Here is a 25,528-nt window from a genome sequence, read left to right as displayed (position 1 = left end):
TCAACGGAAGTCCCGCGAGCGCGTGGACACCGGCAGACGCAGCGGCGCCAGGTGCTCGGCCACGAAGTTCGTGGCACGGTCGGCCTTCTCCAACCGGCCGCGCACCACCATGGCCGGGGCGTCCCGCGCCACGGTGCGGAACCGCTGCCACAGCCCGGGCGAGCACACGACGTTGAGCAGGCCCGTCTCGTCCTCGATCGACAGGAACGTCACCCCGCCCGCGGTGCCCGGCCGCTGCCGGTGCGTGACCACACCGCCGACGGCGAAGCGACGCCCGTGCTCGCCCCCGACCGCCTCGGCCACCGTGACCACCCCCGCGCTCCGCAGGGTGTCGCGTACCAGCTCGACGGGCGAGAGGCCCGGCGTGATCCCCGTCGCCCACGCGTCCGCGACCGCCGTCTCCACCTCGGTCATGCCCGGCAGCGTGGGCGCGGCCACGCCCACCGAGACGCCCTCCAGCGTGTCCGGCCCCTCCTGGCCGAGAGCGCCCGCCGCCCACAGCGCCTCCCTGCGGCTCACGCCCAGGCAGTCGGTGGCCCCGGCCGTGGCGAGCGCCTCGAGCTGCGCCGTCGCCAGGTCCACGCGGCGCACCAGGTCGCGCAGGTCACGGAACGGGCCGTGCGCCTCGCGCTCGGCGACGATCGCCTCGGCCGTGTCCTTGCCGAGGCCACGCACCTGCACGAGCCCCTGGCGGACGGCGAGGCCCAGGTCGGCCTCCGGCCCGTAGGACGGGTGGGAACGCGGCAGCGGTGTGGTCACGTGCGCGGGCCCCTGGGCGTCCCCGGGTGCTGGACCGTCCCCGCCCGGAGGGTTCGCCAGCCGCTCGACGCCCGCGAGCGCCGCCGACGCGTTGAGGTCGGGTCGCAGCACCGTCACGCCGTGGCGGCGGGCGTCGGCGGCCAGGGTCTGAGGCGAGTAGAAGCCCATCGGCTGTGCGGCCAGCAGGCCCGCGTAGAACGCGGCCGGGTGGTGCACCTTCAGCCAGCTCGACGCGTACACGAGGTAGGCGAACGAGTAGGCGTGCGACTCGGGGAAGCCGAAGTCGGCGAACGCCTTGAGCTTGTCGTAGATCTGCTCCTGCACGTCAGGAGGGACCCCGTTCGCCGTCATCCCTTGCATCAGCCGCTCGCGCAGCGCCTCCATCCGCTCGACCGACCGTTTGGACCCCATGGCCCGCCGCAGCCGGTCGGACTCGGCGGGCGTGAACCCGGCGACGTCGATCGCCATCTGCATGAGCTGTTCCTGGAACAGCGGGACCCCGAGCGTGCGCTTGAGCGAGTTCTCCAGCAGCGGGTGCGGGTAGGTGACCGCCTGCCGGCCGTTGCGGCGCTCGATGAACGGGTGGACCGAGCCGCCCTGGATCGGGCCGGGGCGGATGAGCGCGACCTCGACGACGATGTCGTAGAAGTTCTGCGGCCGCAGGCGCGGCAGCGTCGCCATCTGCGCGCGCGACTCGACCTGGAACACCCCGACCGTGTCCGCGGCGCACAGCAGCGCGTAGACCGCGGGGTCCTCGTCGGGCAGGTCGTGCAGGTGCAGCCGTTCGCCCGTCCGCGCCTCGATGCCCTCGAAGGCGTACCGGATCGCGGTGAGCATGCCGAGCCCGAGCAGGTCGAACTTGACGAGTCCCGCGTCGGCGCAGTCCTCCTTGTCCCACTGGAGCACGGTGCGCCCCTCCATGCGCGCCCACTCGACGGGGCACACCTCGATCACGGGCCGGTCGCACATGACCATGCCACCCGAGTGGATGCCGAGGTGCCGGGGCAGGCGCAGGAAGCGTTCGGCGAGGTCGATGACGTGCTCGGGAATGTCGCCGGTGTCGGCCGACGACGGGGGGCGGCGGACGGGGACGACGTCGTGGGGGTCGTCGGAACGGGTGGTTTGGGACCCCGTGGCACCGGACCGCGCGGCACCGGCTCGGGCAGCGCTGGTCCCGGCGTCGTCGGGGTGCGTGCCGCCGGGGTGCACCACCGGACGGGCCGGTGGGCGGTCCGGGTGGCGGTGAGCGCGGTCACGGTCGGCGTCGTCGGCGAGCGGGTCACGGACGTGGCCGAGGCTCGGTGACCACTCGCGCCGCCCCAGACGGCGGCGCCCCGGGCGTCCTTCGCGGCAGCCCGGGTCACCACCGTGGGCTCGACCTTGGGGTTGTCCCGCAGCGACCCCCACCGCTCGATCGACTTGGACCACGCGTCCTGCTGCCCGACGTCGTAGCCGAGCGCGCGGGCGGCGTCGCGCACCGCGGAGCGCGGACGGTAGGAGATGACGTTGGCGACCTGGGCGGCGTGCGTGCGCCCGAACCTCTCGTAGACGTGCTGGATGACCTCCTCGCGACGCACCGACTCGATGTCGACGTCGATGTCGGGCGGGCCGTCACGCTCGGGCGCCAGGAACCGTTCGAACAGCAGGCCGTGCTTGACGGCGTCGACCGCGGTGATGCCCAGGGCGAAGCAGACGGCGGAGTTGGCCGCGCTCCCCCGCCCCTGCGCGAGGATCCCGTTCCGGTGGCAGAACGTGACCAGGTCGTAGACCACGAGGAAGTAGCCGGAGAAGTGCAGCTTCTCGATGACGGCGAGCTCGTGGTCGAGCTGAGCCCACGCCCCGGGGATCCGCTCGGCCTCGCGCGGCCCGTACCTGTCGACCGCGCCGCGCCGCACGAGCTCACGCAGCCACGAGGCCTCGTCGTGACCCTCGGGGACCGGGTACGGCGGCAGGTCCGGGGCGACGAGGCCGAGGTCGAACACGCACTCGTCCGCGAGCCGTGCGGCGGTGGGCACGGCCTGCGGGTGGCGGTGGTGCAGGTGGGTCATCTCGGCGGCCGAGTGCAGGTGGGCCGTGGGTGCGCCCGGCAGCCAGCCGTCCATCGCCTCGAGGCTGGTGGTCGCCCGCACCGCCGCGAGCGCGTTCGCGAGGGTCGCGTCGCTGGGGCGCGCGTAGTGCGCGTTGGAGGTGGCCACGAGCGGCAGCCGGGCCTCGCGCGCGAGGTCTGCGAGCGCATCGTGCAGACCGGAGTCGCGGGGGTCGCCGGTCGCGGTGATCTCGACGGCGACGTTGTCGTGGCCGAACAGCGCCGTGAGCCGATCGAGCTCGCGACGGGCCGCGTCGCGGCCACCGGCGGCGAGCGCGCGCCGCACGGCGCCCTTGCGGCACCCGGTGAGCACCAGCCACTCGCCGGCCGCCTGCTCCCCAGGTGCTCCAGGTGGTAGGTCGCCTTGCCCTTGACTCCCGCATCGAGGTGAGCGGTGGCGATCGCGCTCGACAGCCGCCCGTAGCCTTCGGCTCCGCGCGCGAGCACCAGCAGGTGATCGGCGCGCGGGTCGGGCACACCCGTGGGCGGGTCGAGCACCGGTCCCGCCCCGGAGGGAACCGGCAGGTGCAGCTCGGCTCCGAACGCGGTCGCGACCCCGACGGCTGCCGCCGCCTGCGAGTGGCGCACGACGCCGTACAAGCCGTCGTGGTCGGTGACCGCGAGCGCGCCCAGCCCGAGGCGCGCGGCCTCGGCGACGAGCTCCTCCGGGTGCGAGGCGCCGTCGAGGAAGCTGAAGCTCGAGTGCGCGTGCAGCTCGGCATAGCGGGGTGACGGCTCAGTCATAGACGGCCTCCACCTGCCAGACGCCGCCGCTGGCGGCGAGCAGCAGCCCGCGCCCGTCGTCGAGCACCACCTGGATCAGCACCCGTGGCTGCCCGTCGTCCTCCCACCACCGCTCCAGCACCGGCCAGGGACCGGCCCAGGCGACCACCCTGCCCCGGTCCCCGGTCCCTCCCCGGCCTCCGCCGGCCCCGGGTCCGCCGGCCGCGATCGCGGCCGGGGTGCGAGGAGATGGAGGCGGGGGTGGGGTGGATCGGGGTGCCGTGGGCGTCGAGGACGTCGACACGCAGCGGAGGGGCGACCAGGGTGGCCGGGGCCGGGGCCGGGAGCGCGCCCGGCCACGGGAGCGCCGCATCGCGGGCGGGGGGCGCCTGCTCACCGAACGGGACCAGGTGGACGCGGTCACGCGGGTCACGCCCGCCCTGCACCGTGGCCGTGAGCACGGCGTCGCCGCCCAGCAGACCCTGGACGCGCCCCAGCGCGCGGCGGGCGCGCACGTCACCGCCCGCGTCCGCTCCCCACAGGCTCGGTTGGTGCGTTCCTGCGGGCACGACCTCCTCCGCTGCGAGCGCCAGGTGCACGATCGGAGCGGGTGCCGCGTCGCCCTCGTTCCCGCGCCGCGCCGTCGCGGCGGTCAGCCAGCCCTCGAGCTGCCAGCGCACCCGGTCGGTGATGCGTGCGGCGCTCAGACCCCCCGTCGCCGCGTCGTCGGTACGCCACACCCGTTCGAGCGTCGCCTCCTGCGTGCGGGCCGTGATGCGCAACCGCCCGCACGCCAGCCCACGCCGGGTCAGCAGCTCGTACAGCTCCTCGGCCAGGCGGCGGGCGGCGAAGGTCGCGACGTCGACGCGCAGCGCAGGCGGGTCCAGCTCCGCCCCGACGGCGAGGTCCTCCTCGGGACGGCGACGCGCCGGCGGGCGCAGATCCTCGCCGCACGCCAGGCGCTGCGCCCACACGCCCAGGCCGCCGAACCGCCCGCTCACGCTCTGCGGTGGCAGCCCTGCCAGATCGCCCAGGGTGCGCACGCCAAGCCTCCACCACAGGTCGACGGCGGCGCGCACCGCGGTGACGGAGCCCGGGTCGGTGACGGCGTGCAGCAGCCCGGCCGCCGGGTAGGGCGCGAGGAAGTCACGTGATCCGCGGGCGGGCACGACGGCGTCGGCACGCGCCGCCAGGATGGCCGCGAGGATGCCGTCGGCCACGCCGACCTGCGCCTCGAACCCGGCCTCGGACACCGCCTCGACCAGGGCACGCGCCAGGTCCTCCTCGGAGCCGTGGAAGCGCGCCGGGCCGTCGGCGGGCAGCAGCAGGAGCCCCGGCCGGGCCACCTCCACGCCCGCGACCACGGTCTCGGCGGCCGCGGCGACCGGCTCGAACTCGCGCACGTCGCGGACGTCGTCGGCGGGCAGCAGCACCAGCCCGGGGCAGCGTTCCTGCGCGACCCGGCGGCGCATCCCACGGCGCACCCCCGCCGAGCGCGCCACCGCCGACGTCGCGACCACGCCCTGGTGCGCGAGCACCGCGGCCGGGACGTGCGCGTCGACGCCCGCGACGGCCATCGCCGCGACGACCGGCCAGTCGGGGACCCACAGGACGGCGGTGCGCACCGGTCCCCCGGTCGGCGCAGGCGCGGGTACGAGGGCGGGCGAGCCTTGCGCCACCGGCACGGGCGGCGCTCCGGTCATGCGACCACCTGCAGCCCGCCGACCGGGGACGCCGCCGGCGCGGGCTCGGCAGCCGCAGGGCCCGGCACCTCAGCCCCCGCCGGCCCCCCGGCCCGCACACCCGCAGACGAGCTCACCGCCGCACCCGGCACCGCCTCCCTGGCCACCACCGGGACCTCCACGTCCAGCTCGACCGGTCTGCCCGCCGCGCCGCGCCCGGTGCGCCGCACGCGCACGCTCCGCCGTTGCAACCAACCAGCCCCGGCGTCGACCCCCCACCACGTTCCGGCGCACACGTCGAGGGCCACGAGCGCTCCGGGCCACGGCACCGTCGAGGCGATGACGGCCCCGCGTTCGCGGGCACGGGCGGCCAGACGGCGCCGGTCGGGGTCGAGCAGCGCCGCACGCGGCCCTGCCACCACCACGTCCATGCCGTCGAGCAGCGCGGCGACCACCGCAGGGGCGTCCGGTCCCGGGTCCGGCACCAGCGCGACACGTTCGAGCGCCAGGCCCGCGTCGGACGCGGCGAGCATGCTCGCCGCGGGCGCTCCGACGAACGCGACCCACGCCCCGTCGCGCGAGGCCGCTGCGAGCATCCCGAGCAGCAGCGACATCGACCCGTGCACGGCGATCACCCCGCCCGGCGTCAGCACGCCGTCGGGCAGCAGCGCGGCCAGCCGCGGATCGACCGGCAGCCCACGCGCCACGCCGAGGCCCGGAGCCGCGGAGGGCCTGCGGACGTGCGCGGCCGGCGCCCGCACCGGGCCAGGCGACGGGCGCCGGACCCCGGTGCGCTGCTCGGCCGCGGCGAGCGCGGCACGCGCATGCGCCCAGCGGCCCGTGCCGCCCGCGGCTTCCCCGGAGCGGGCATGATCGTCGGTGACGGCGACGCTCATGGGACCCCCTCTCCCCGCGGGCGGCACCGGCTCGTCCAAGCCGCGCCTGCCAGAACCGTGTCGAGCCTGCGAGCCTCGCCCGCAGGCTGACGCACATGGCCGCGCCGAACAGGTGTTCGAACACGTGTTCTAGTCAACGCTGCCGCGGAGGCTCTGTCAACAGGGTGGCGAGCGTCGACCCCCACGGGGCAGGATGACGGCATGTCACTCGAGCGCCCGTACCCCCCGGACCCCTACTCGCTCCTTCCCCACGCCCCCTCGTTCGCACTGACCAGCCCGGACGTCACCGACGGGCAGCGCCTCGACACCGCCTTCACGGTCGACGGCGAGAACGCCTCGCCCGCCCTCGCCTGGTCGGGCTTCCCGGAGGGCACGCAGTCCTTCGTGGTGAGCGCCTTCGACCCGGACGCGCCGACGCCCTCGGGGTACTGGCACTGGAACGCGGTCGACATCCCCGCGACGACGACGTCGCTGCCCCGCGGCGCGGGGGCCCTGGGCGGCGCCGCGCTCCCCGCGGGCGCCTACCACGTGCGCAACGACGGCGGCGAGCCCGGATACATGGGCGCCGCCCCGCCGCCCGGCGACCACGAGCACCGCTACTTCTTCGCGGTGCACGCCCTCGACGTCCCGCGACTCGGCGTCGGGCCGGAGGCGTCGAACGCCGCCGTCGCGTTCAACGTCGTGTTCCACACGCTCGCGCGCGCCGTCATCGTCGGCACCTACCAGAGGTGACGCTCCCGACCCTCGGCGACCTGGGCTGAACGCCCCGGGCCGCGGCCCCCGTCGCCGGCCCCGTCGTCTGCCCCGCACCCGGGGCTCGCCTGGCGTGCTGCTCGCAGTCCGCGGACTGCGAGCAGCACGCCTGGCGGGCGGCCGGCGCGACCCTTCGCCACCACCGCCGCACCCACCCGTCACGACCGGCTTCGCAGCCTCCGGGTCCCCCTGCTCCCACGGTTCACGGAATGGTGAACCCTGTCCGCGCCCACGCCCCGTACCGCCCTGTGGCCGGGTCCGCGTAGCGCACCGCCACCGTGTGGGGTCCCGGGCGGAGTCCGATGAGCGCCCGGACGGTCGTTCCTCCCAGCACGGCGTGGGGGTAACCGGTGACCAGCCCGTCCACGGACACGTGGACCACGGTCCCCGGCACCGCCGTGAACGTGACGGTGGGCGACGGGACGACGGAGACGGCCTCCACGGTCGGCGTCTTGATGTCGAGGGGTTCGGCGATCGGCGCGGACGGCGATCGCCGTCCGTCGACCTCCTGGTACGCGGCGACGACGGGGGGCGCGGCGGGCGCCACGTCGAACGCCAGCGTGGCCGACCAGCCGCCGTGAGCGTCCGCCGTCGTCCGCGCCACGGGCACGCCGTCGGCGACGACGGTCACGCTGGCGCCCGGATCGGCAGTGCCGCGGACCTCGGGCAGGTAGAGGCTCTGCGTCACCCCGTCGACATGTGGCGCCTGGAGAGGTTCGGGCGACGGCTGTGGCGCAGCGGTCCCCGGGTCCTTCGGAGTGCCGTCGGCGTCGCGGGCAGGCAACGCCATGTCCTCCGCCGACGGCAAGATCGCACCGGCGCGATCCGTTGAGCGGTCTTGGTCGCCGGGTCCCGCGGACGCGGAAGGCGTCGCGGTTCCAGGCCGCGTGTCAGGGTCGGCCAGGTCGCTCAGGCCCTCGGGCACAAGCACCGCCCCCGCAGGACCGGGGTCCCCACCGGGGACCGTCGGCGGGTCATCAGACGCATCCCCGTCGTCCTCCGCGGCAGGCGCCCGCTCCGGCAGCGCCATCGCGGCGGGGTCCTTCTGAGGCTGCTCGCCACCCAGGCTGCGCCACACGGCCCAGCCGGCGGTCAGGCCGAGCGCCGTCGCGAGCACCAGCGCGGCCACCTTCGCCCCTGGCCCGGCATGGGTCGGCCTCAACCGCCCCGGACCGCGGGAGACGCCGCCCGCACCCTCCCCGGCGCCGGAAGGAGCCGGCCGCGCCGCCGGGGCGGGGACGGAGGCCGAGAAGCCCGCCCCAGCCATCCCCTCGAAGGCGCCGGCCAGGCCCGGCCCGAGGATCAGCGGCACGAGAACGGCGCGCAGCCGGTCCGCGACGTCGTCGAGCTCCTCGACGAGGATCGAGCAGCGCAGGCAGACCTTCAGGTGGTCTTCGAGCCGGTCGACCTCAGCCGTGCACAGCTGACCGCGCTTGTACGCGCCCAGCTGCGCGACAGAGGTCTGGCACCCTTCGTCGATACCCGCCGTCGACACATGGGCCTGGATCCAGGCCACGCGCAGCGCCTCGCGTGCGCGGTAGGCCAGCGCGGCGGCCGCGTTCGCGGACAGGCCCAGATACCGGCCCGCCTCGCGGGGCGGCATTCCCTCGACCGACGTGTACCAGAGGATGGTGCGCCACTCGGTGCGCAGGCTGCGGAAGGCACGTCCGGTGATCGTCCGGTCCAGTACGGCGTCGTCGAAGACCGACTCCGGGTCGACGACGTCGATCAGGTCGTCGAGCGTGTCGGACGCCGCCAGGTCGCGTGTCCAGTTCACCGAGAGGTTGCGGATCGTGGCGTAGAGATACGGGCGGAACCCTTCTCGTGGGCCGCATCCTCGGCGGATTGCGGACAGGATCCGAGCGAATGCCTCCTGGACCATGTCGTCCGGGTCGTAGCGCCGCGTGATCTTGGCTGCCGCGCGCAGCCCCGCACCATGGTGCCGGTCCCACAGCTCGCAGTATGCGCCGGTGTCTCCAAGGCGAACTCGGTCCACGAGCTCGGCGTCGGACAACGCCGTGGGGTCGTCGGCTTGCTCCGCGTGGGCCGCCAGTGCCATCGCAGGTTCCCTCTCCTTCATGCCGCCGGTCCCGATCGGCGGCGCTTGTCAGCAGCACCTGATCCCGCTGCGGGGCCCGGTCACCGGGTCGTCACGACTGCCGGTGACCGGGCCTCGCGGGCTGCGCTCTACAGGCGGCGGCGGGCGCGGGTCGCCGCGATCAGGAGCACGCCCGCTCCCAGCAGGACGACGACCGCGGCGGACGCGACACCGATCTCGGCGCCGGTGCGCGGCAACCAGGACGCGTGCGCATGCTCGACGACCTCGTTCGAGGGGGCGGGCGGCGCGGACGGCACGCCGACCGCAGGCGTCGGCTCAGGGGTGTCGACAGGGTGTGTCGTGTCGGCCTCCGGCGGGGTGATCGGGTCGGTCCCCGGGGGTGTGGCCGACGACACCGCGACGTTGACCAGGCTCGTGTCGGGGCAGTCGGCGTCCACGGTGACGGTGTAGGTCACCGTGACGGTCTCGCCCACCTCGAGGACCCCGGTCCAGACCAGGCCGGTCGCGCTGACGGCCGTCGTTCCCGCGGTGCGGGCTGCGCCGTCGGATCCGGTGACGGTCGCGACGGGGTCACCGTCCAGGCTCGCGTGGTCCAGGACGTGAGCGAGGTCGTCGGTGATGGTCACCGGGTCGAGCCGGGTCGCGCCGGTGTTGGTCCCGGTCAGCGTGTAGGTGACCTTCTCCCCCGGGCGCACGCTCGTCCCGTCGGCCGGGTCCGCGGTCTTGGTGAGCTCGTACCCGGGCACCGGGTGGGTGGTCTCCTGCTCGGGCGGGACGATCTCGGTGCCGGACGGAGGCACGGCCGTCGACCTCGCCAGGTTGCGCAGGGTTGCGCCCTCGCTCCCGGCGTTGACCACCACCGCGTAGGTGACGTGGACCACCTGGCCCGGATCGAGCCGTCCGGTCCACGACAGCGTCGTGCCGTTCACGACCGGGGCGGGCTGCGCGCCCGCACCGTCGACGGTCGCGACCACCGAGCCGTCGACCAGGCCGGCGTGCGCGAGCACGGCCGACAGGTCGTCGGTGATGGTCACCTCGAGCGGAGTGCCGCCCGTGTTCGTGCCCGTCAGCGTGTAGGTCACGGTGTCGCCCGGCGCCACCGCGGTGCCCGACGCCGGGTCGGCGGTCTTGGCGAACGTGTAGTCGCTTGCCGCGAACAGGGCGATGTCCAGCGTGAGGTTGGTGAAGTCGTCCGTGGTGAGCGCGGAGAAACGCATGCTTGCGGTGTTGTCGCCCAGCGGCTCCTTGCCGGTGATCGTGTCGCCGTCGACGGCGGCGCTCAGCGTGATCGGCGCCGTCACCACGGAGTAGGGCGTCGCGCCGGGGCCGGAGTCCGCGACGCCGTTGTGCCCCTGCTGCTCGTTGAGGTCCCCGTTCGGGTCCTCCTCAGGATCCGGGTAGGCGCGCAGGCCCGCGAGCGGTCCTCCCGCGGCGAACTGTGACGCCGGGATCCGCACGTAGTAGCTGCCCTGCGGCAGGTCGTCGACCACCCACCGGCCGTTCTCGTCGGTCGTGCTCGTGGCGACCAGGGTGTCGTCGCCGTCGTACACCTCGACCACGACGCCGGCCGGAGCGGGCAGGTCCACGCCCGGGGTGTAGACCCCGTCGTCATCCGTCTCGATCCAGACCAGGTCGCCGAGGCTGAACCCGAGCACACGCACCGTCGTCTGGTTCGAGGCCAGCATCTGGTACCTCGAACCGTTCATGAGCGTGTCGGAGAACGCGGTGAACCGGTTGGCGTACAGGTCGCCGGCCCGGTTGCCGGCCTGCTGTGTCGTGTAGGTGATGGTCAGGCCTGAGGCCGACGGGTCTGCCGTTGTCGCCAGGTTCTGCCCCGCGACGAACTTGACCGCCGTCGCGTCAGTGGTGAACTCGGTGGTCCAGATGGCTGGATCCGTGTCGTCGTTGAGCGACTGCGGAACCTGCGCCGCAGGGACCGTCGTGTAGAAGAACGTGCCGCTCAGCGGCGTCGTGCCGTCGAACTCGAACGCCTGCGGCGGCGCGGCCAGCGTGTTCGTCCCGGAGTACGCCGACTCCGGAGAACGATTGACGCGGGCGTTGCCCGAGGCGTCCCCGTTGTAGGCCAGCACGTCGATCAGCGTGGGCGCGGCGATCGGCAGCGTCGCGGAGAAGTTCTTGAGCCGCAGCGTGTAGGCCTGCTGACCGTCCTGCAGGTCGAGCGTGTGATCCACGGTCTTCTTCAGCTGAACCTCACCTGTCTGCGCCAGGCGCACGGTGTGGGTGTCGGTGTGCGTCGCGCGCGGGACGACCCCGGAGGCCGTGATCGTGGCCGTGTTGACCAGCGTGGTGCCGTTGGGCGCGAGCGGGTCGGTACCCGTGACCACCCGCAACGGAGTGATCGCCTCGTTCGGGGTCCGCCGCCCCAGCGTCCACGTGAGCGTCGTGGTGCCGTCGGCGTTGACGTGATAGGTCGACGCCGGCGTACCGCCCGCCACGGCGGCCGTAGCCGCGTCGTCGTACGTCACGAAGGCGGGCAAGGTGTCGGTCACCACGACGTCGCTGATCGGCGCGGGGGCGTCGGACGTCGCCGACAAGGTCGGGGTGATCTCCCAGACCACCGGTCGTCCGGCGATCGCCGAGCCGGTGACCCCGACGTCGGCGACCCCGGTGGCCTGGACGCCGCCGACGTCGGCGGCGATCGTCCGCTTGGTCAGCCGCATCGTCGCCAGCGTGACGGTCCAGCGGTCACCCTGGCTGCTGGTCGACTCCGCGTTTCGCGCGATGCCGTCGGTCGTGCCGGCGCCCGGAATGTAGCTGGAGGCGTTCCAGTCCGGCTGCCATTCGTCGCTGCGCACCCGGCCGAAGTTCGCGAAGACGGTGCCGCCCGGGATGGCCTGGCCGTCGTGCGGTCCGCCGTGGAACGTCTCGCGCTGCTCGAACGCGAGCCACCACGCGAACTTGAGGCCCGGCTCGATGACGAAGCCGTCTTTCGCGCTCATCCGAGCGACGTTCACCTCGTCGATACCGCCGGGCACAGCGTTCGGATCGGACTTCCACTGATCCTCGGGGACTTGCGCGCAGCTCACGGCCTTCTGCGCGGTCCAGTCCCCCTTCCAACGGTTGTTCAGGGCGTCGAAGCTGCCGGTGTCCGGGTCGTTGCCGGTCAGGTCGACGTGCGCGTACTCGACGACGAAGTTGTCGTTGAACGCCTGGTTCACCGCCACGCTGCCACCGCTGCGCAGGACGTAGGAGTACCGGTCGTCGGCGAGGCTCCGCATCGCCGTCTTCCCGGTGGTGGCGTTCAGCGGGGCGAGCGTGGCCATCGAGTTGTCGAAGACGTCACACTGCTGGACGTTGGTCAGCGGGGTACTCGAGCCGGCTGTCACCGTCATGTCGGTGGTGTGGACCTCCCCGGGCTGGACGAGCGCGGCGCCGTCGTGGTTGGCCTGGGCCTCCGGCAGCAGCGCGAACGAGTAGCTCCACGGCGTGGTGTTGTCGAGGAAGTACTTCGCCCAGGTCGGAGCGGTGGGCGACGGCGTCGACGGTGTGACGGTCACGGTCTTGGGCCCCGCGACGTTGTTGCTCCGCTCGGCGGCGGAATCCGGCATGAGGTCGCAGTTGTCCACCCCGTCGTCGGCCGGCCCGACCTCGCAGTAGCCGGGCTCCTCGCCCGCGCCGTAGTTGCTCGTCCCCGACGCACCCACGGGGTCGAAGCCTCCGACCCGGTTGTAGAACGTGAGCGAGCCGGAGCCGTCGTCTGCCGCTCCCGTGGCGCGGTCGATCTCCGAGACGGGGACACGCACGGTGACGAGGTACGAGGCGACGTAGAACGGCCCGGCCGAGAGGTCGGCGCCCTTGACCGTCTGGGTCGGGTAGCGCGACGCGGAGGTGTCGATGCCCGAGAGCGTCAGCGTGTACGGCTCGTCCGACCCGCTGGGGCGCGATGTCGCGCAGGTCCCCGAGCCCGCGACCGTGTTCGCGGTCGTCGCGGTTCCGGTCAGCGCACCCCACACGGGCACCGCGGTGTTGTTGAGGTTGCTCGGCGTGACCGGCGCACAGGTCGAGATCTCGTACTTCAGGTCCGGAACCACCGTGCCCGACTCGCCGGTCTGGCCGTCGCCGTACGTCGCCCAGAACGCGTCCTGCACCGTGATCGGCTGCGAGAACGCCTCCGCGCCGCCCGCACGGTCGGTCGAGATGGTGACGACGTAGGTGAGCGTGTAGACGCTCGTGCTCGCCACCCCGTTGAAGGTCACGTTGGTCGGCCCGGTTGCGGTGATCGCTCCCCACTTGGCGATGTCGTAGTGCGGAGCCGCTGTGATCGTGAACGGCCCGTACTCCCCCGCGTCGGACGGCCGGGCCACGGCCACGCCGTCCGCGCCGGTCGCGTAGGCGCGCGCGCTGGTCGAGAACTGCGCGCCGGAGGTCGAGTTGCCCGAGACCCAGATGCTGGTCGGCAGGAGAATCGCGGCACGGTCCTCGCCCATGTCACCGAGGCCGCACGTCAGCACCACGCTCTTCGTCCCGGCAGGCGGGTCGGTGCGCGGCGCGATCGCCGTGCCCGACGGCCGAGCCACGATCGTGGCGGACGCGCAGATGGGCGGGACCTCGGCGAAGTTGGCGACCGCCCCGTCACCCAGGGTGATCGTCTGCTCGAGCGTCGCGTCGGGGAGAGTGTCCGACACCGCCACGTTGTGCGCTGCGGTCAACGACCAGTTGAGCGAGACCACGTCTCCGGTCCGGACCACGGCATCAGCCTGTGACACGTCGTTGCCGACGCCCTCGGCCGCGTCGAACGGCGTCGTGCCCGTGTAGAGCGACTTGCCTTGATACCCGACCGGGTCGTTGGCGAGCGCGAGGTCGAACCCCCATGCCGGGTACACCAGGGCGTTCAGCACGATCGACCCGCCGGCCTCGAACGTGGCCGACTTCGCCTGCTGCGCCTCGTCGGGCACCGGCGTGAACGCGTTGCTCTTCCCCGGGGGCGACGTTGCGTAGACGTCTCCCCCCACACCGTCGACGTCGATCGTCACGGTGTACGGGCCGGGCGACGCCGTGTAGTCGCCTTCCGGGAACGCCCAGGTCCCGTCCGCAGCCGTCGTCGTCGTCCACCCCGGATGCTGCGGATCGGTGCCACGCAGCACGACGGCCACCCCGGCCAGGGGCGCGTCCGACGCGCCGGCCATGGGGGACGCCGCGCCGACGGCGCCGTCGTTGTTCGCGTCCACGATCACCACGCCTGAGGCGAAGGCAGCTGCCAGATCGTCGGCACCCGCGGCTGGCACCACCAGCGGAGTCAGCACGACCGCGAGCCCTCCGATGCCCGCCATGATCTTGCGGCACAGGGCTCCGCGTCGGCGACGTGATCGGGTGTGCACCGTCACATGTCTCGCGTTGTTCCGGCTGTAGTTCATGTTCCTGCTCCTGACGCGCTTCCCCGTCGCCGCGCACCGCACGCGGGCAACCGTGGTTTCCCGACATGACCCGGCGACGACGCGGTCGTGACGACCGTTGACGGCCAACCGACATCGCGTCAGGCCGTGAGTGTTGCTCCCCCGCGACAGGGGATCTCACGGATGATTCGGATGGCCGACGTCATTGCAGGTCAGGAGCCCGGTTGCACGCGCCGGTCGGCCTTGAGGCCAAGCGCGGGCTTCTCTGCAGCAATTGCGACGAACAGTTGAACTATAGGAATGTGTCGCGCTCCGACCGGTCGCGTGGCACGCAGAGTCCCCTCTGCTACCGGGTGGGCGTGCCCGTACCGGGGGCCTCGCCGGCTCGGCACGTCGGCGAGCAGCGCGATCGTGCCGGTGGACGGCCTGCGGGCGGTCGGGCGCCGACGGCGCCGCGACCTCAGATCTCGGCCTTGCCTCGCCGCCAGTAGCCCATGAACGCGACAGCCTTGCGGTCGACGCCGCGCTCGCCGACGAGGTGGCGCCGCAGCGTCTTGATGACGCCGGCCTCACCCGCCAGCCACGCATAGAGCACGGCGTCCTGCGTCAGGGCGTGCCCGTCGTCGTCGATCGGCACCTCCCACAGCACGTCGCGGTCGACGTCGACGTCCTCCAGCACCGCGGCGGACGACGACCCGGTCGGCAGAGCCGTGGCGGAGGCACGCACGCCCATCGCGAGCAGCCGATCGGCCGCGGCCTCGACCGCGGGCACCAGCAGCGTCCCGTGCGCGGCGCCGTCCCTGCCCAGCCAGTGCACGTGGACGCCGGCGGGTGCCGCGAGCGTCCACCGGTCCTCGGGGTGCGGCACCTCCAGGTAGACCTCGCCGAACGCGTCGTCGGGCAGCGACTCGCAGATGGCGGCGATCGCGGGCACCGCGGTCTCGTCGCCCGCGAGCAGCAGGGCGTGCGCGCGCGCCGGCGGGGCGAACTCGACGCCGCCGTGCGGGCCGGCGTAGCGGGCGTCGGGCGCGATGATGACCAGGGGCGTGCCGGGTCGCGCGGTCTGGGCCCAGCGCGAGGCAGGGCCGGTGTCACCGTGCAGGACGACGTCGACGTCGACCTCGTTGACGCTCTGGCGCACGGCGCGGACGGTGTAGGTGCGCAACGGGTTGCGTCGCTCCTCGGGCAGCTCTCGCCAGGCGGTGTACCAGTCGGGGTTCTGCCGGTCGAGGTGCTCCCAGCCGCCGCAGGGGGCGGGCAGCAGCAGCTTGATGCGCTGGTCGCGGCCGTTGTCGGCGACGAGGTGCAGGTCGGGTCCAGTGAACGTGATGCGCACGAACGACGGGCACAGCCGCACGACCCGCTTGACCTCGACGTCGAACATGCGCCACGGCTGCACCTGGGTGGTCGTGGCGGCCAGGGTCTCGGTCACGAAGGTCAGCCTAACCTCACTTCCGGGGTGCCTGTCCGTGACGTCCGTCTCGCGGACGGGAGCCCGCCCGCCCACCGGGTCACGCAGCACGACACCGCCGACGATGCGCCACGTTGAGCGAGTCGACCCCGTTCGCCATCGGGATCGTCCGTCGACGGCGAAGCCGTCCGCGTGCAGCGATCCCGGCGGGCCCGGCCATCACCACGCACTCGCCGCCGTCGACCACCGGTCAGCCGCCCTGGTCCCGTGGACCATCGCGGCGGGCCCCGTGATCGGGGCACTCGTCGGCCTCCTGGCCCCGGCCAACCCCGCCGTCCGGGCCGCGCGCATCAGCCCCGCCGTGGCAGTACGCGCCGACCGACAACACCACCCCGGGCACGCGGGCGCCACCCACCAACCGGCTCTTCGCCGACTCGTTCATTCCCGCCGAATCGGCGAAGAGCCGGTGTAGGTGACGAAGTCTGACCCGGGCTTCACGGTCGTACACCGAGCATTGACAACGACCGCGTCTCACGGTCCATGATTGGCTGCATGACCGGCTTCGACCTCAAACGACTCCATCGGTTTGGGGCCTCTGCGGTAATTCTTGTGGCCCTTGCTTCCACGGTGACGCACCTTCTGGGACTCTTGTCACGCGAGACGCTGTTGACGTTGTTCTTGGGACTGGAAGCCCCTCTCATCGCCACGCTGTTGCTGATCTCACTGTGGAGAATACGCGCGCTGCGACGGTCTACCGGAGCTCGCGGAGCCGAGATCCTACGCCTGCTGGAAGAGGAAGAGCCGGCATTGCGGTTCGCGGCTGCCGAGGTCAAGACTCTTCGGTGCATCGCAACTTTGATTTCCGGACGCCGAAACGGTGTTCGCCCGGGAGTGTCAGGCTTTGGCTACGCGAAGGGTTCGATGTCCGTGCCTGTAGCAATGCTTGCCATCACCCTGGTAGAAGTGCTCATCATTCATCTGGTCGTACCCTGGCCGTGGCTGCAGATAGCCCTGCTGATAGCAGCTCTATACACGTTGATTCTTGCGTTCGGTGTCCTGGCCTCCAGGGTGGCCAACCCTCATCTCGTCGGAGACGGTCTCCTGGTCCTGAAACGGGGGAATCGGACGGTCGTATCCACTGCGATCAGTCATATCGAGGACGTGGGTCGCGTGAATGACTTCAGGTACACCCAGCCGAGAGTCGACGGTGATGTTGTGGTACTCACGAACTTAACCGGAACGGATGTCAGGATCAAGTTTGCCAAGCCTGTCGAGGCGCTTCCGCCCGTGTCGAAGAAGGTTCTCCCTTCGGCGTACACGGCGAGAGAAGTGAAGTTATACGTTGCAGTTCCAGACAAGTTTGTGCAGGCGCTTGGAGACGAGTTGCGCGCCCAGCAGCGCGATTAGCAACACCGGAAAGCACGCGAGACTCCGGGGACTGCCGCCGGTAGCTGTCGTTCGCTGGCAAGACCCGGGGCATGCCGCAGACGCGCCCGATGTCACCCGGGCTGACCGTCAGCGTGTCGCGTAGAACGCGACGGCCGACGATGCCGCCACGTTGAGCGAGTCCACGCCGTTGAACATGGGGATCGTGACCTTCGCATCGAGCATCCGCTCGGTCGCAGGTATGAGCCCGTGCCCTTCGGTGCCGAAGACCAGCGCAAGGTGCTGGTGGTCCTGCTCGACCAGCTCGTCAAGGGTGATCGAGTCTTCCCGAAGCGACATCCCGGCCACGACGTAGCCGGCCTCCTTGATCATCCCGATGCCCTGCGGCCATGACTCGATCCGTGTCCACGGCACCTGGAAGACGGTTCCCATGCTGACCCTGATGGAGCGACGGTAGAGCGGATCCGCGCACCGCGGGGTCACCAGCACGGCATCGACGCCGAGCGCCGCCGCGCTACGAAACGCGGCCCCGATGTTCGTGTGATCGACCAGGTTCTCCATGATCGCGATCCTGGATCGCTCGCGCGGCACGCATCCGTGCCGGTCACCCGTGACCCGCTGCGCCCCGGCTCCCCCACGCGCCGCGTGCACGAGCTCGTGCACCGTCGGCAGCACCGGCCGGTGCATGGCCGCGAGCGCCCCCGGTGCAGGTGGAACCCGGTGATCTGCTGGAGCACGTCCTCGTCCGCGACGAACACGGGCACGCCCGGCCAGCAGGCGACGACGTCGGCCATGGACTCCAGCCAGCGGTCGGCCATGAGGAACGAGCGCGGCCGGTGGCCGGCGGCGAGCGCGCGCCGGATCACCGTCGAGGACTCGGCCATGTACAGGCCCTCGGCGGGCTCGCGGCGGGACCGCAGGGCGACGTCCTTGAGGTCGGTGTAGTCGGTCAGGCGGGAGTCGGCGGGGTCGGCGATCCGCACGACATCGGGTGCTGTCACCCGCCGATTCTCCCAGCCCGCCCGGCGTGCCCGCGCCTGCCCGGCGTGCCCCGGCGTGCCCCGGCCTGCCCTGCGCGCCCGTGCCGGTCAGCGCGCCGTCGTGAGCGTGACCTCGGCGTCGCCGGCGTCGGTGGCGAGCGTGAACCCCGCGCACGACCCTGCTGCGCTGACCCGGTACTCGCCCCGGAACCCGGTGACGTCGACGCGGCCCGCGGCGTCGGTGCGCAGCGTCGTCGGCGGCGTCCACCACTCGCCCTTGACGAGGGCGTGCAGGCGGTCGTAGGACGGCTTGGGGGTGGCGTCCTCGCGCAGCAGGCCGCCCGGGGCGCCCAGCCACATGCCGCGGTCGCCGAGGCCCCAGTAGGTGATGGCCTCGACCTGCGGGTGGGAGAGGAGCGTGCGGTACCACTCCTCGATCTCGTCGGCCTGCCGCTGCTCGCCCTCGGGCGTGGAGGGCCAGGAGGCGACCTGCCAGTCGTTGAGGTCGACGATGTGCTTGGGCATGGGCTCGCCCGACAGCAGCGTGGTCTCGGTCATGTGGATGGGGATGTTGTAGCGCGAGAACCGGTCGAGGATGCGCAGCGTCTTCTCGCGGCCCCAGTAGCCCTGGTGCTGGTGGGACTGCAGGCCGAGCCGGTCGATCGTGATGCCGGCTTCGAGCACGGCCTCGATGAGGCACTCGTAGGCGGTCGACATGTCGAAGTCGTTGAGCAGCAGCGTCGCGCCGGGGTTGACGGCGCGTGCCTCCTCGAACGCCATGCGGATGGTCTCGACCCGCCCCTTGGCGCGGGCGAGCGGCGTGATGCCGTTCTCCTCCGCGGTGAAGACGGGCATGATGACGACCTCGTTGATGGCGTCCCACAGGTCGACGACGCCGGCGAAGTCGGCGGTGTCGCGGCGGATGCGCTCGCGCTGGAGCCGCTCGACCTCCTCCAGGGGCTTGCCGAGCAGCCAGCGGGGCTGGACGGTGTGCCACACGAGCGGGTGGCCCTTGACGACGACGTCGCGCTCGGCGAACCAGCGTGCGGCGGTCAGCAGCTCCTGGGTGCGGGGCGCGCCCTCGACCGGCTCGAACGTGCCCCAGTAGAACGGCAGCGTCACCTGGTTGAACAGGTCGAACCAGCGCTCGGCGAAGGTCTCGTCGTACTGGTCGGTGGGCTCGCCGGCGGCGAGCCGGTTGGCGTGGGCGACGAGCTCGAAGCCGATGTTGCCGAACAGGAACTCGTGGTTCGTCTGTTCGACGACGACGTCGGCGTCGGCGAGCGGTGCCCCGTCGGCGCCCCGCACGGTCACGACGGCGGTGGCGCGCCGGTGAGCCAGGCTCGGGTCGACGGTGTAGCGGGCGGGCGGGGTGAAGTGGGATGTCGCTGTGCTCACGCGCGCAGCCTGTCACGGCGCACCCGGATCCGCGAATCGATTCGACGCGTTCCGTGCGACGTCGCGCGCACCACCGCCCCGGGGCCGGTGACGGCCCGGGGCGGTGGTGCGGCACGTGCCTAGACCCGCCCGGTGACGGCCTCCTCCTCGTCGACCGCCGGGGCCGCGAACTGCGACTGGTACAGGCGCGCGTACGCGCCCCCGGCCGCGAGCAGCGAGTCGTGGTCGCCCGTCTCGACGATCTGCCCGTGCTCCATCACGACGATGACGTCGGCGTCCCGGATGGTCGAGAGGCGGTGGGCGATGACGAAGCTCGTCCGCCCGCTGCGCAACGCGTTCATCGCCTGCTGCACCAGCACCTCGGTGCGCGTGTCCACAGAGCTGGTCGCCTCGTCGAGGACGAGGATCTCGGGGTCGGCCAGGAACGCCCGCGCGATCGTCAGGAGCTGCTTCTCGCCCGCCGAGAGGGACGACCCCTCGTCGTCGAGCACGGTGGCGTACCCCTCGGGCAGCGTGCGAACGAACGGGTCGACGTGCGTCGCGCGCGTGGCGGCGAGGAACTCCTCCTCGCCCACCTCGCGCCGGACCCCGTAGCGCAGGTTCTCCTCGATGGTGCCCTTGAACAGCCACGTGTCCTGAAGCACCATGCCGATGCTCGACCGCAGCGCGTCGCGCGTCAGCTCACGGGTGTCGACGCCGTCGAGCGTGATGCGCCCGCCGTCGACCTCGTAGAACCGCAGCAGCAGGTTCACCAGCGTCGTCTTGCCGGCGCCCGTGGGCCCGACGATCGCCACCGTCTGCCCCTGCTCGGCCACGAGGTCGAGGTGCTCGATGAGCGGGTTGGCGGGGTCGTAGGAGAACGTGACGTCCTCGAACGCGACCCGCCCGTGCACCGACGGGATGACGGCGGGGCTGTCCGGGTCGGGTACCTGCTCGGGCGCGTCCAGCAGCTCGTAGACCCGCTCGGCCGAGGCGACGCCCGACTGGAGCAGGTTCATCATCGACGCGACCTGCGTCAGCGGCTGCGTGAACTGGCGCGAGTACTGGATGAACGCCTGCACGTCCCCAGGCTCAGCGTCCCCGACGCGACACGCAGACCGCCGACGACGGCGACCACGACGTAGTTGAGGTTCGCCAGGAACCCCATCGACGGCATGATCGTGCCGCTGATCGCCTGCGCGTTGCGCGAAGCCTTGAACAGCGCCTCGTTCTCGACCGCGAACCGCTCGGCCGACGCCTCCTGCTGGCCGTAGACCTTGACCAGCGAGTGCCCCGTGAACATCTCCTCGACGTGCGCGTTGAGGCGCCCCGTCGAGGCCCACTGGGCGATGAACTGCGGCTGGCTGCGCTTGGCGATGCGCGTGGTCACCACGACCGACAACGGCACGGTCACGAGCGCGACCAGCGCCAGCACCCACGAGATCGAGAACATCATGGCGAGCACGCCGACGACGGTCAGCACCGAGGTGATGAGCTGCGCGAGCGTCTGCGTCGTCGTCTGGGCGACGTTGTCGATGTCGTTGGTGACGCGCGAGAGGATCTCGCCCTTCTGGTGCTGGTCCACATAGCTCAGCGGGACCCGGTGCAGCTTCGCCTCGACCTCGTCGCGCAGGCGCCGCATGGTGTTCTGCACGGCGATCGTCATGATGTACGTCTGGAGCCAGCCGAACAGGAACGCACCGGCGTAGATCGCCAGGACGGCGAGCAGCACCTGACCGAGGCGGTCGAAGTCGATGCCCTGCCCGGACACCGCGTTCGGCACCCCGGCGAGCATGTCGGCCATGCGGTCCTGGCCGGACTGCCGCAGGCCGGCGACGGCCTGCGCGGCGGTCGTGCCGGCCGGAAGGTGGGCGCCCAGCATCTTGCCGACGACACCCTCGAAGATGATGTTGGTCGCGTGACCGAGGATGCGCGGCCCGACCACCGTCAGCGCGACCGAGACGACGCCGCACGCGGCGAGCGCGAGCACCTTGCCGCGTTCAGGCCGCATCGACCGCGCGAAGCGCAGCAGCGACCCCTTGAAGTTCATCGCCTTCTCGCCCGGCATGCCCATGCCCATGGGCCCTCCGGCGCCCGGGCCGGGGCCCCGGCGGTGCGGGCGCGGGGGCGCTGCGGGCTTGTGCTCGCTCATGCTGCTTCCTCCAGCGACATCTGAGAGGTCACGATCTCCTGGTACGTCTCGTTGCTCGCGAGCAGCTCGGCGTGCGTGCCACGCCCGACGATGCGGCCGTGCTCCAGCACGAGGATCTGGTCGGCGTCGCGGATGGTGGCGACGCGTTGCGCGACGATGAGCACCGTCGCGTCGACGGTGCGCGGCGCGAGCGCGGCGCGCAGGCGCGCGTCGGTGGTGTAGTCGAGCGCCGAGAACGAGTCGTCGAACAGGTAGACGCGTGGCCGGCGGATCACGGCTCGCGCGATGGCCAGGCGCTGACGCTGGCCACCCGAGAACGTCGTGCCGCCCTGGGCGACCGGCGCCTCGAGCCCGCCCGGGAGCGCCTCGACGAAGTCGCGCGCCTGCGCGACCTCGAGCGCCTCCCACATCTCCTCCTCGGTCGCGTCGGGCTTGCCGTACCGGAGGTTGGAGGCGACGGTCCCGCTGAACAGGAACGCCTTCTGCGGCACCAGGCCCAGCACCGAGCCCAGGTCGCCGGTCGCGAGCGAGCGCACGTCGACGCCGTCGACGCGCACCGCTCCCCCGGTCGCGTCGAACAGCCGGGGCACCAGGTTGAGCAGCGTCGTCTTGCCCGCGCCGGTCGAGCCGATGACGGCGGTGACCGTGCCGGGCTCGGCCGTGAACGTCAGCCCCGACAGCACGGGCGCGTCGGCGCCCGGGTAGCGGAACTCGACGTCGTCGAGCTCCAGGCGGCCCCGCGGCCCCGCGCCGTCGTTCAGGGAGGCGAGCGTGACGGGCACCTGCGGCTCGGTGACCGACGACGTCGTGCCGAGCACGTCGCCGATGCGGTCGGCGGCGACCGCGGCGCGCGGCACCATCATGACCATCATCGTGGACATCATCACGGCCATGAGGATGTACATGAGGTAGCTGAGGAACGCCGTCAGCGAGCCCACCTGCATGCCGCCGGTGTCGATCTGCCGCGCACCGAACCACAGCACCGCGACCGAGGACACGTTCATGATGAGCATGACCGTGGGGAACGCGAGCGCCATGAGCTTGCCCGCGCCCAGCGACGTCTCGAAGAGCTTCCGGTTGGCGTCGCCGAACCGCTCCATCTCGCGGCCCTCGCGCACGAACGCGCGCACCACGCGCAGACCCGAGATCTGCTCGCGCAGCACGCCGTTGATGACGTCGATCCGGCCCTGCATCGCACGGAAGTACGGGACCATGCGCCACAGGAGCAGGCCCATGACGACGCCGAGCACCGGCACGATGACCAGGAGCAGGCCCGACAGGGTCACGTCCTGCTGCAGCGCCATGATGACGCCGCCGATGGCCATGATCGGGGCCATGATCATGATCGTGAAGGTCATGAGCAGGACCATCTGGACCTGCTGGACGTCGTTGGTGGTGCGGGTGATGAGCGACGGCGCGCCGAACTTGCCGACCTCACGGGCGCTGAAGCCCTGGACGGCGTCGAACAGGTCGTGCCGCAGGTCGCGCCCGAACGCCGTCGCGGCGCGCGCGCCCAGGAACACCGCACCGATGGAGCACGCCATCTGCCCGAGGCTGACGGCGAGCATCCAGCCGCCGGTGCGCCAGATGTAGCCGATGTCGCCCGCGACCACGCCGTTGTCGATGATGTCGGCGTTGAGCGTGGGCAGGTAGAGGTTGGCCAGCGTCTGCAGCAGCTGCAGCACCAGCAGGACGCCGACGGCGGCGCCGTAGGGCCGCAGGTATCTGCGGGCCAGGGTGAGGAGCATCAGGGTTCCTTGCTCTTGGATGGGCTGTGCGGGGGCACGACTGCGGGAGGGTCGCGCGGGAACGCGTGCTGCGGCGCTCAGGGAGCGCCCGCGCGGGCGTGGTCGCGCGGTTCGTCGCTCACGATCCCGTGCACCACGGCGTCGGCCAGCACGTCGGCCGACAGTGGCGGCGTGAGCCGGTTCGGCCCGGCACGCCGGTGGACGACGGCGGCCTCGATGAGGGAGGCGGCGACGTCGACGGGGACGCGCAGCCGGTCCAGGTCGGGGGCGAGCGCTGTCCGCAGGCCCTCGGCGATCACGGCGCGGTGCAGCTCGTGCTGGGCCATGAGCCGGCCACGCAGCTCGGCGATGCGCGCCTCGTCCTCGGGGGTGCGCGGCACGGAGTCACCCACGCGGCCGCGCAGCGTGTGCAGCACCGTCATCCACTGCGCGGCTTCGCCCATGCGTTCCTGGCCGAGCTCGATGATGCGGGTGACCCGCTCGACCAGCGGGAGGTCGCGGTCGACGGAGGCGAGGTCGTCGCGCGTCGTGGCGGGTTCGGAGGCGCGCAGCAGGCCCGTGATCGCGACCTCGCCCACGAGCGTGTTCTTGTCGGGGAAGACGCGAAAGAGCGTGCCCTCGGCCACGCCCGCGGCGGCGGCCAGCTCCCTCGTCGTCACGTCGAGCCCGTGCTCGGCGACGATCGGCAGCGCGGCCTCGACGATCGCCGCGCGCCGCTCGTCGGGAGAGAGCGGAGTGGCGCGGCGCCGCCCGGCGTCCTGCTCGACGGTCATCACACCGCCACGCTAAGTGAGTGAGCGCTCACTCCGCAAGCAGCCGGGCCGTGTGACGCCCGGTGAGCGACAAAAGACCCGTGGCCCCGACGAGCGACCAGGAGTCGCGTCGTCGGGGCCACGGGCCCGTCATGGGTGTACGGCCGGTCAGACCGCCGGCGGAGCGGGCGGGACGGGCGGCAGCGGCGGCTCACCCGGGTGCTGCCCGGCCTCGTGCGCCGGGTCGAACGGCAGGCCCGACCGCGTCCCCGACGCCGTCGCGTCGGCCGCCGCGGCCTCGGACTGCCGCTGCGCCTCACGCAGCGCCTCCGCGGCGTCGGCGAGCGCGACGCCACCCATGGCCTCCATGCGCTCCTTGCGCTCCTGGCGCAGCGCGCGGGCCGCGGCCGACTCCTCCTGCGCGGGCGGCTCGGGTGCCGGTGCCACCGGAACTCCCGGCACGCCCGACCCGCCGAAGCCCTTGGAGATCGAGCCGAGCGCAGCCGTGAACTCCGTGGGCACGACCCACAGCTTCGAGGCCGTGCCATTGGCGATCTGCGGCAGCATCTGCAGGTACTGGTACGCCAGCAGCTTCGGGTCGGCGTCACCCGTGTGGATGGCGTCGAAGACCTGGAGGATCGCTCGAGCCTCACCCTCGGCCCGCAGCACGCGCGACTGCGCGTCACCCTCGGCGCGGAGAATGGCCGACTGCTTCTCGCCCTCGGCCGTGAGGATCTGCGACTGCTTGACACCCTCGGCCGTGAGGATCGCGGCGCGGCGGTCACGCTCGGCACGCATCTGCTGCTCCATCGAGCCCTGCACCGACGCGGGCGGGTCGATCGAGCGCAGCTCGACGCGGTTGATGCGCACGCCCCAGCGCCCGGTCGCCTCGTCGAGCACGCCGCGCAGCTGGCCGTTGATCTGGTCGCGGCTGGTCAGCGTCTGCTCGAGGTCCATGGACCCGACGACGTTACGCAGCGTGGTGACCGTCAGCTGCTCGATGGCGGTGATGTAGTTGGCGATCTCATAGACGGCCGACTTGGGGTCGGTCACCTGGAAGTAGATGACCGTGTCGATCGACACCACGAGGTTGTCCGAGGTGATCACCGGTTGTGGCGGGAAGCTGACGACCTGCTCACGCAGGTCGACGCCGGCACGCACCTTGTCGATGAACGGCACCAGGATGTGCAGGCCCGGTTCGAGCGTCTTCTGGTACCGCCCGAGCCGTTCGACGATGAGCGAGACGGCCTGCGGGACGATCCGCACGGCCCGCACGAGCGCCGTGACGACGAAGATCAGCAGGACGATGAGCACCAGGTACAGCACGATCGTGGCGGGGTTGAAGCTGCCGTTGTCGATCAATGCGCCTCCCTTCGATGGTTTGACCCCGCCGCGATGGCGACGGAGGAC

Annotated in this window: 11 protein-coding genes and 3 pseudogenes; 2 read left to right on the top strand and 12 right to left on the bottom strand. The window is 72.3% G+C overall.

The window, feature by feature from the left end; genetic code table 11:
• The 3 genes and pseudogenes from ET495_RS03300 to ET495_RS03290 all read right to left on the bottom strand — a co-directional run bounded on the left by ET495_RS03300 (position 1) and on the right by ET495_RS03290 (position 6,146).
• Positions 1–3,589 (bottom strand): annotated as a pseudogene (locus ET495_RS03300) (error-prone DNA polymerase).
• The gene (locus ET495_RS03295; RefSeq protein ID WP_245993288.1) at positions 3,586–5,271 is read right to left on the bottom strand and encodes a Y-family DNA polymerase; all 1,686 of its coding nucleotides are present in this window, start codon (positions 5,269–5,271) and stop codon (positions 3,586–3,588) included. Before ET495_RS03295 ends, ET495_RS03300 begins: the two are co-directional and overlap by 4 nt.
• A complete protein-coding gene (locus ET495_RS03290; protein WP_211340903.1) occupies positions 5,268–6,146 on the bottom strand; it encodes a hypothetical protein in 879 nt (292 codons plus the stop codon). Before ET495_RS03290 ends, ET495_RS03295 begins: the two co-directional genes overlap by 4 nt.
• Before the next feature lie 201 nt (positions 6,147–6,347).
• Here ET495_RS03290 and ET495_RS03285 point away from each other — a divergent pair, with 201 nt between their 5' ends.
• Positions 6,348–6,878, top strand: coding sequence for a YbhB/YbcL family Raf kinase inhibitor-like protein (locus tag ET495_RS03285; RefSeq protein WP_129202575.1), 531 nt, complete (start codon positions 6,348–6,350; stop codon positions 6,876–6,878).
• 223 nt (positions 6,879–7,101) lie between these two features.
• Here ET495_RS03285 and ET495_RS03280 read toward each other — a convergent pair whose 3' ends face one another.
• The 3 genes from ET495_RS03280 to ET495_RS03270 form a co-directional block, all read right to left on the bottom strand.
• Positions 7,102–8,958 (bottom strand): sigma-70 family RNA polymerase sigma factor, encoded by a 1,857-nt coding sequence (locus tag ET495_RS03280; protein ID WP_162616345.1) that lies wholly within the window; start codon positions 8,956–8,958, stop codon positions 7,102–7,104.
• Between the two features lie 128 nt (positions 8,959–9,086).
• Entirely contained in the window at positions 9,087–14,333 is a 5,247-nt protein-coding gene (locus ET495_RS03275) for a DUF7927 domain-containing protein (RefSeq protein WP_129202571.1), read from the bottom strand.
• 439 nt (positions 14,334–14,772) lie between these two features.
• Complete coding sequence (locus ET495_RS03270) at positions 14,773–15,744, bottom strand: siderophore-interacting protein (protein ID WP_129202569.1); 972 nt, start codon at positions 15,742–15,744, stop codon at positions 14,773–14,775.
• 531 nt (positions 15,745–16,275) lie between these two features.
• Between ET495_RS03270 and ET495_RS03265 the strand changes: the two genes are divergently transcribed.
• Positions 16,276–17,130, top strand: a complete 855-nt coding sequence (locus tag ET495_RS03265) for a hypothetical protein (protein ID WP_129202567.1) — start codon at positions 16,276–16,278, stop codon at positions 17,128–17,130.
• A gap of 108 nt (positions 17,131–17,238) precedes the next feature.
• On the opposite strand, the pseudogene ET495_RS03260 reads toward ET495_RS03265, so the two are convergent.
• From ET495_RS03260 to ET495_RS03235, 6 genes and pseudogenes are all read right to left on the bottom strand, one after another.
• Positions 17,239–18,110: pseudogene (locus tag ET495_RS03260) on the bottom strand (TrmH family RNA methyltransferase).
• Between the two features lie 87 nt (positions 18,111–18,197).
• Positions 18,198–19,487: an endo-1,4-beta-xylanase gene (locus tag ET495_RS03255; protein ID WP_129202565.1), complete on the bottom strand. Its 1,290-nt coding sequence runs from the start codon at positions 19,485–19,487 to the stop codon at positions 18,198–18,200.
• A gap of 119 nt (positions 19,488–19,606) precedes the next feature.
• Positions 19,607–21,618, bottom strand: a pseudogene (locus ET495_RS03250) (ABC transporter ATP-binding protein).
• Entirely contained in the window at positions 21,615–23,366 is a 1,752-nt protein-coding gene (locus ET495_RS03245; RefSeq protein WP_129202563.1) for an ABC transporter ATP-binding protein, read from the bottom strand. The pseudogene ET495_RS03250 and the gene ET495_RS03245 overlap by 4 nt, the downstream one beginning before the upstream one ends.
• A 77-nt stretch (positions 23,367–23,443) precedes the next feature.
• Positions 23,444–24,139, bottom strand: coding sequence for a TetR/AcrR family transcriptional regulator (locus tag ET495_RS03240; protein ID WP_129202561.1), 696 nt, complete (start codon positions 24,137–24,139; stop codon positions 23,444–23,446).
• 147 nt (positions 24,140–24,286) lie between these two features.
• A complete protein-coding gene (locus ET495_RS03235; RefSeq protein ID WP_425471188.1) occupies positions 24,287–25,480 on the bottom strand; it encodes an SPFH domain-containing protein in 1,194 nt (397 codons plus the stop codon).
• Between the last annotated feature and the right edge of the window lie 48 nt (positions 25,481–25,528).

Source organism: Xylanimonas allomyrinae (assembly GCF_004135345.1).
In the GTDB taxonomy this organism is placed as follows: Bacteria; Actinomycetota; Actinomycetes; order Actinomycetales; family Cellulomonadaceae; genus Xylanimonas; species Xylanimonas allomyrinae.
The sequence above is the reverse complement of the archived record's forward strand: the minus strand, read 5'-3'. Positions and strand labels throughout refer to the sequence as shown.

Excerpts from the sequence above, each read along its gene's own strand:
- ET495_RS03245 (WP_129202563.1), bottom strand. The coding sequence starts at position 23,366 with ATGCTCCTCACCCTGGCCCGCAGATACCTGCGGCCCTACGGCGCCGCC.
- ET495_RS03240 (WP_129202561.1), bottom strand. The coding sequence starts at position 24,139 with ATGACCGTCGAGCAGGACGCCGGGCGGCGCCGCGCCACTCCGCTCTCT.
- ET495_RS03275 (WP_129202571.1), bottom strand. The coding sequence starts at position 14,333 with ATGAACTACAGCCGGAACAACGCGAGACATGTGACGGTGCACACCCGA.
- ET495_RS03280 (WP_162616345.1), bottom strand. The coding sequence starts at position 8,958 with ATGGCACTGGCGGCCCACGCGGAGCAAGCCGACGACCCCACGGCGTTG.
- ET495_RS03265 (WP_129202567.1), top strand. The coding sequence starts at position 16,276 with ATGACCGGCTTCGACCTCAAACGACTCCATCGGTTTGGGGCCTCTGCG.
- ET495_RS03285 (WP_129202575.1), top strand. The coding sequence starts at position 6,348 with ATGTCACTCGAGCGCCCGTACCCCCCGGACCCCTACTCGCTCCTTCCC.
- ET495_RS03290 (WP_211340903.1), bottom strand. The coding sequence starts at position 6,146 with ATGAGCGTCGCCGTCACCGACGATCATGCCCGCTCCGGGGAAGCCGCG.
- ET495_RS03295 (WP_245993288.1), bottom strand. The coding sequence starts at position 5,271 with ATGACCGGAGCGCCGCCCGTGCCGGTGGCGCAAGGCTCGCCCGCCCTC.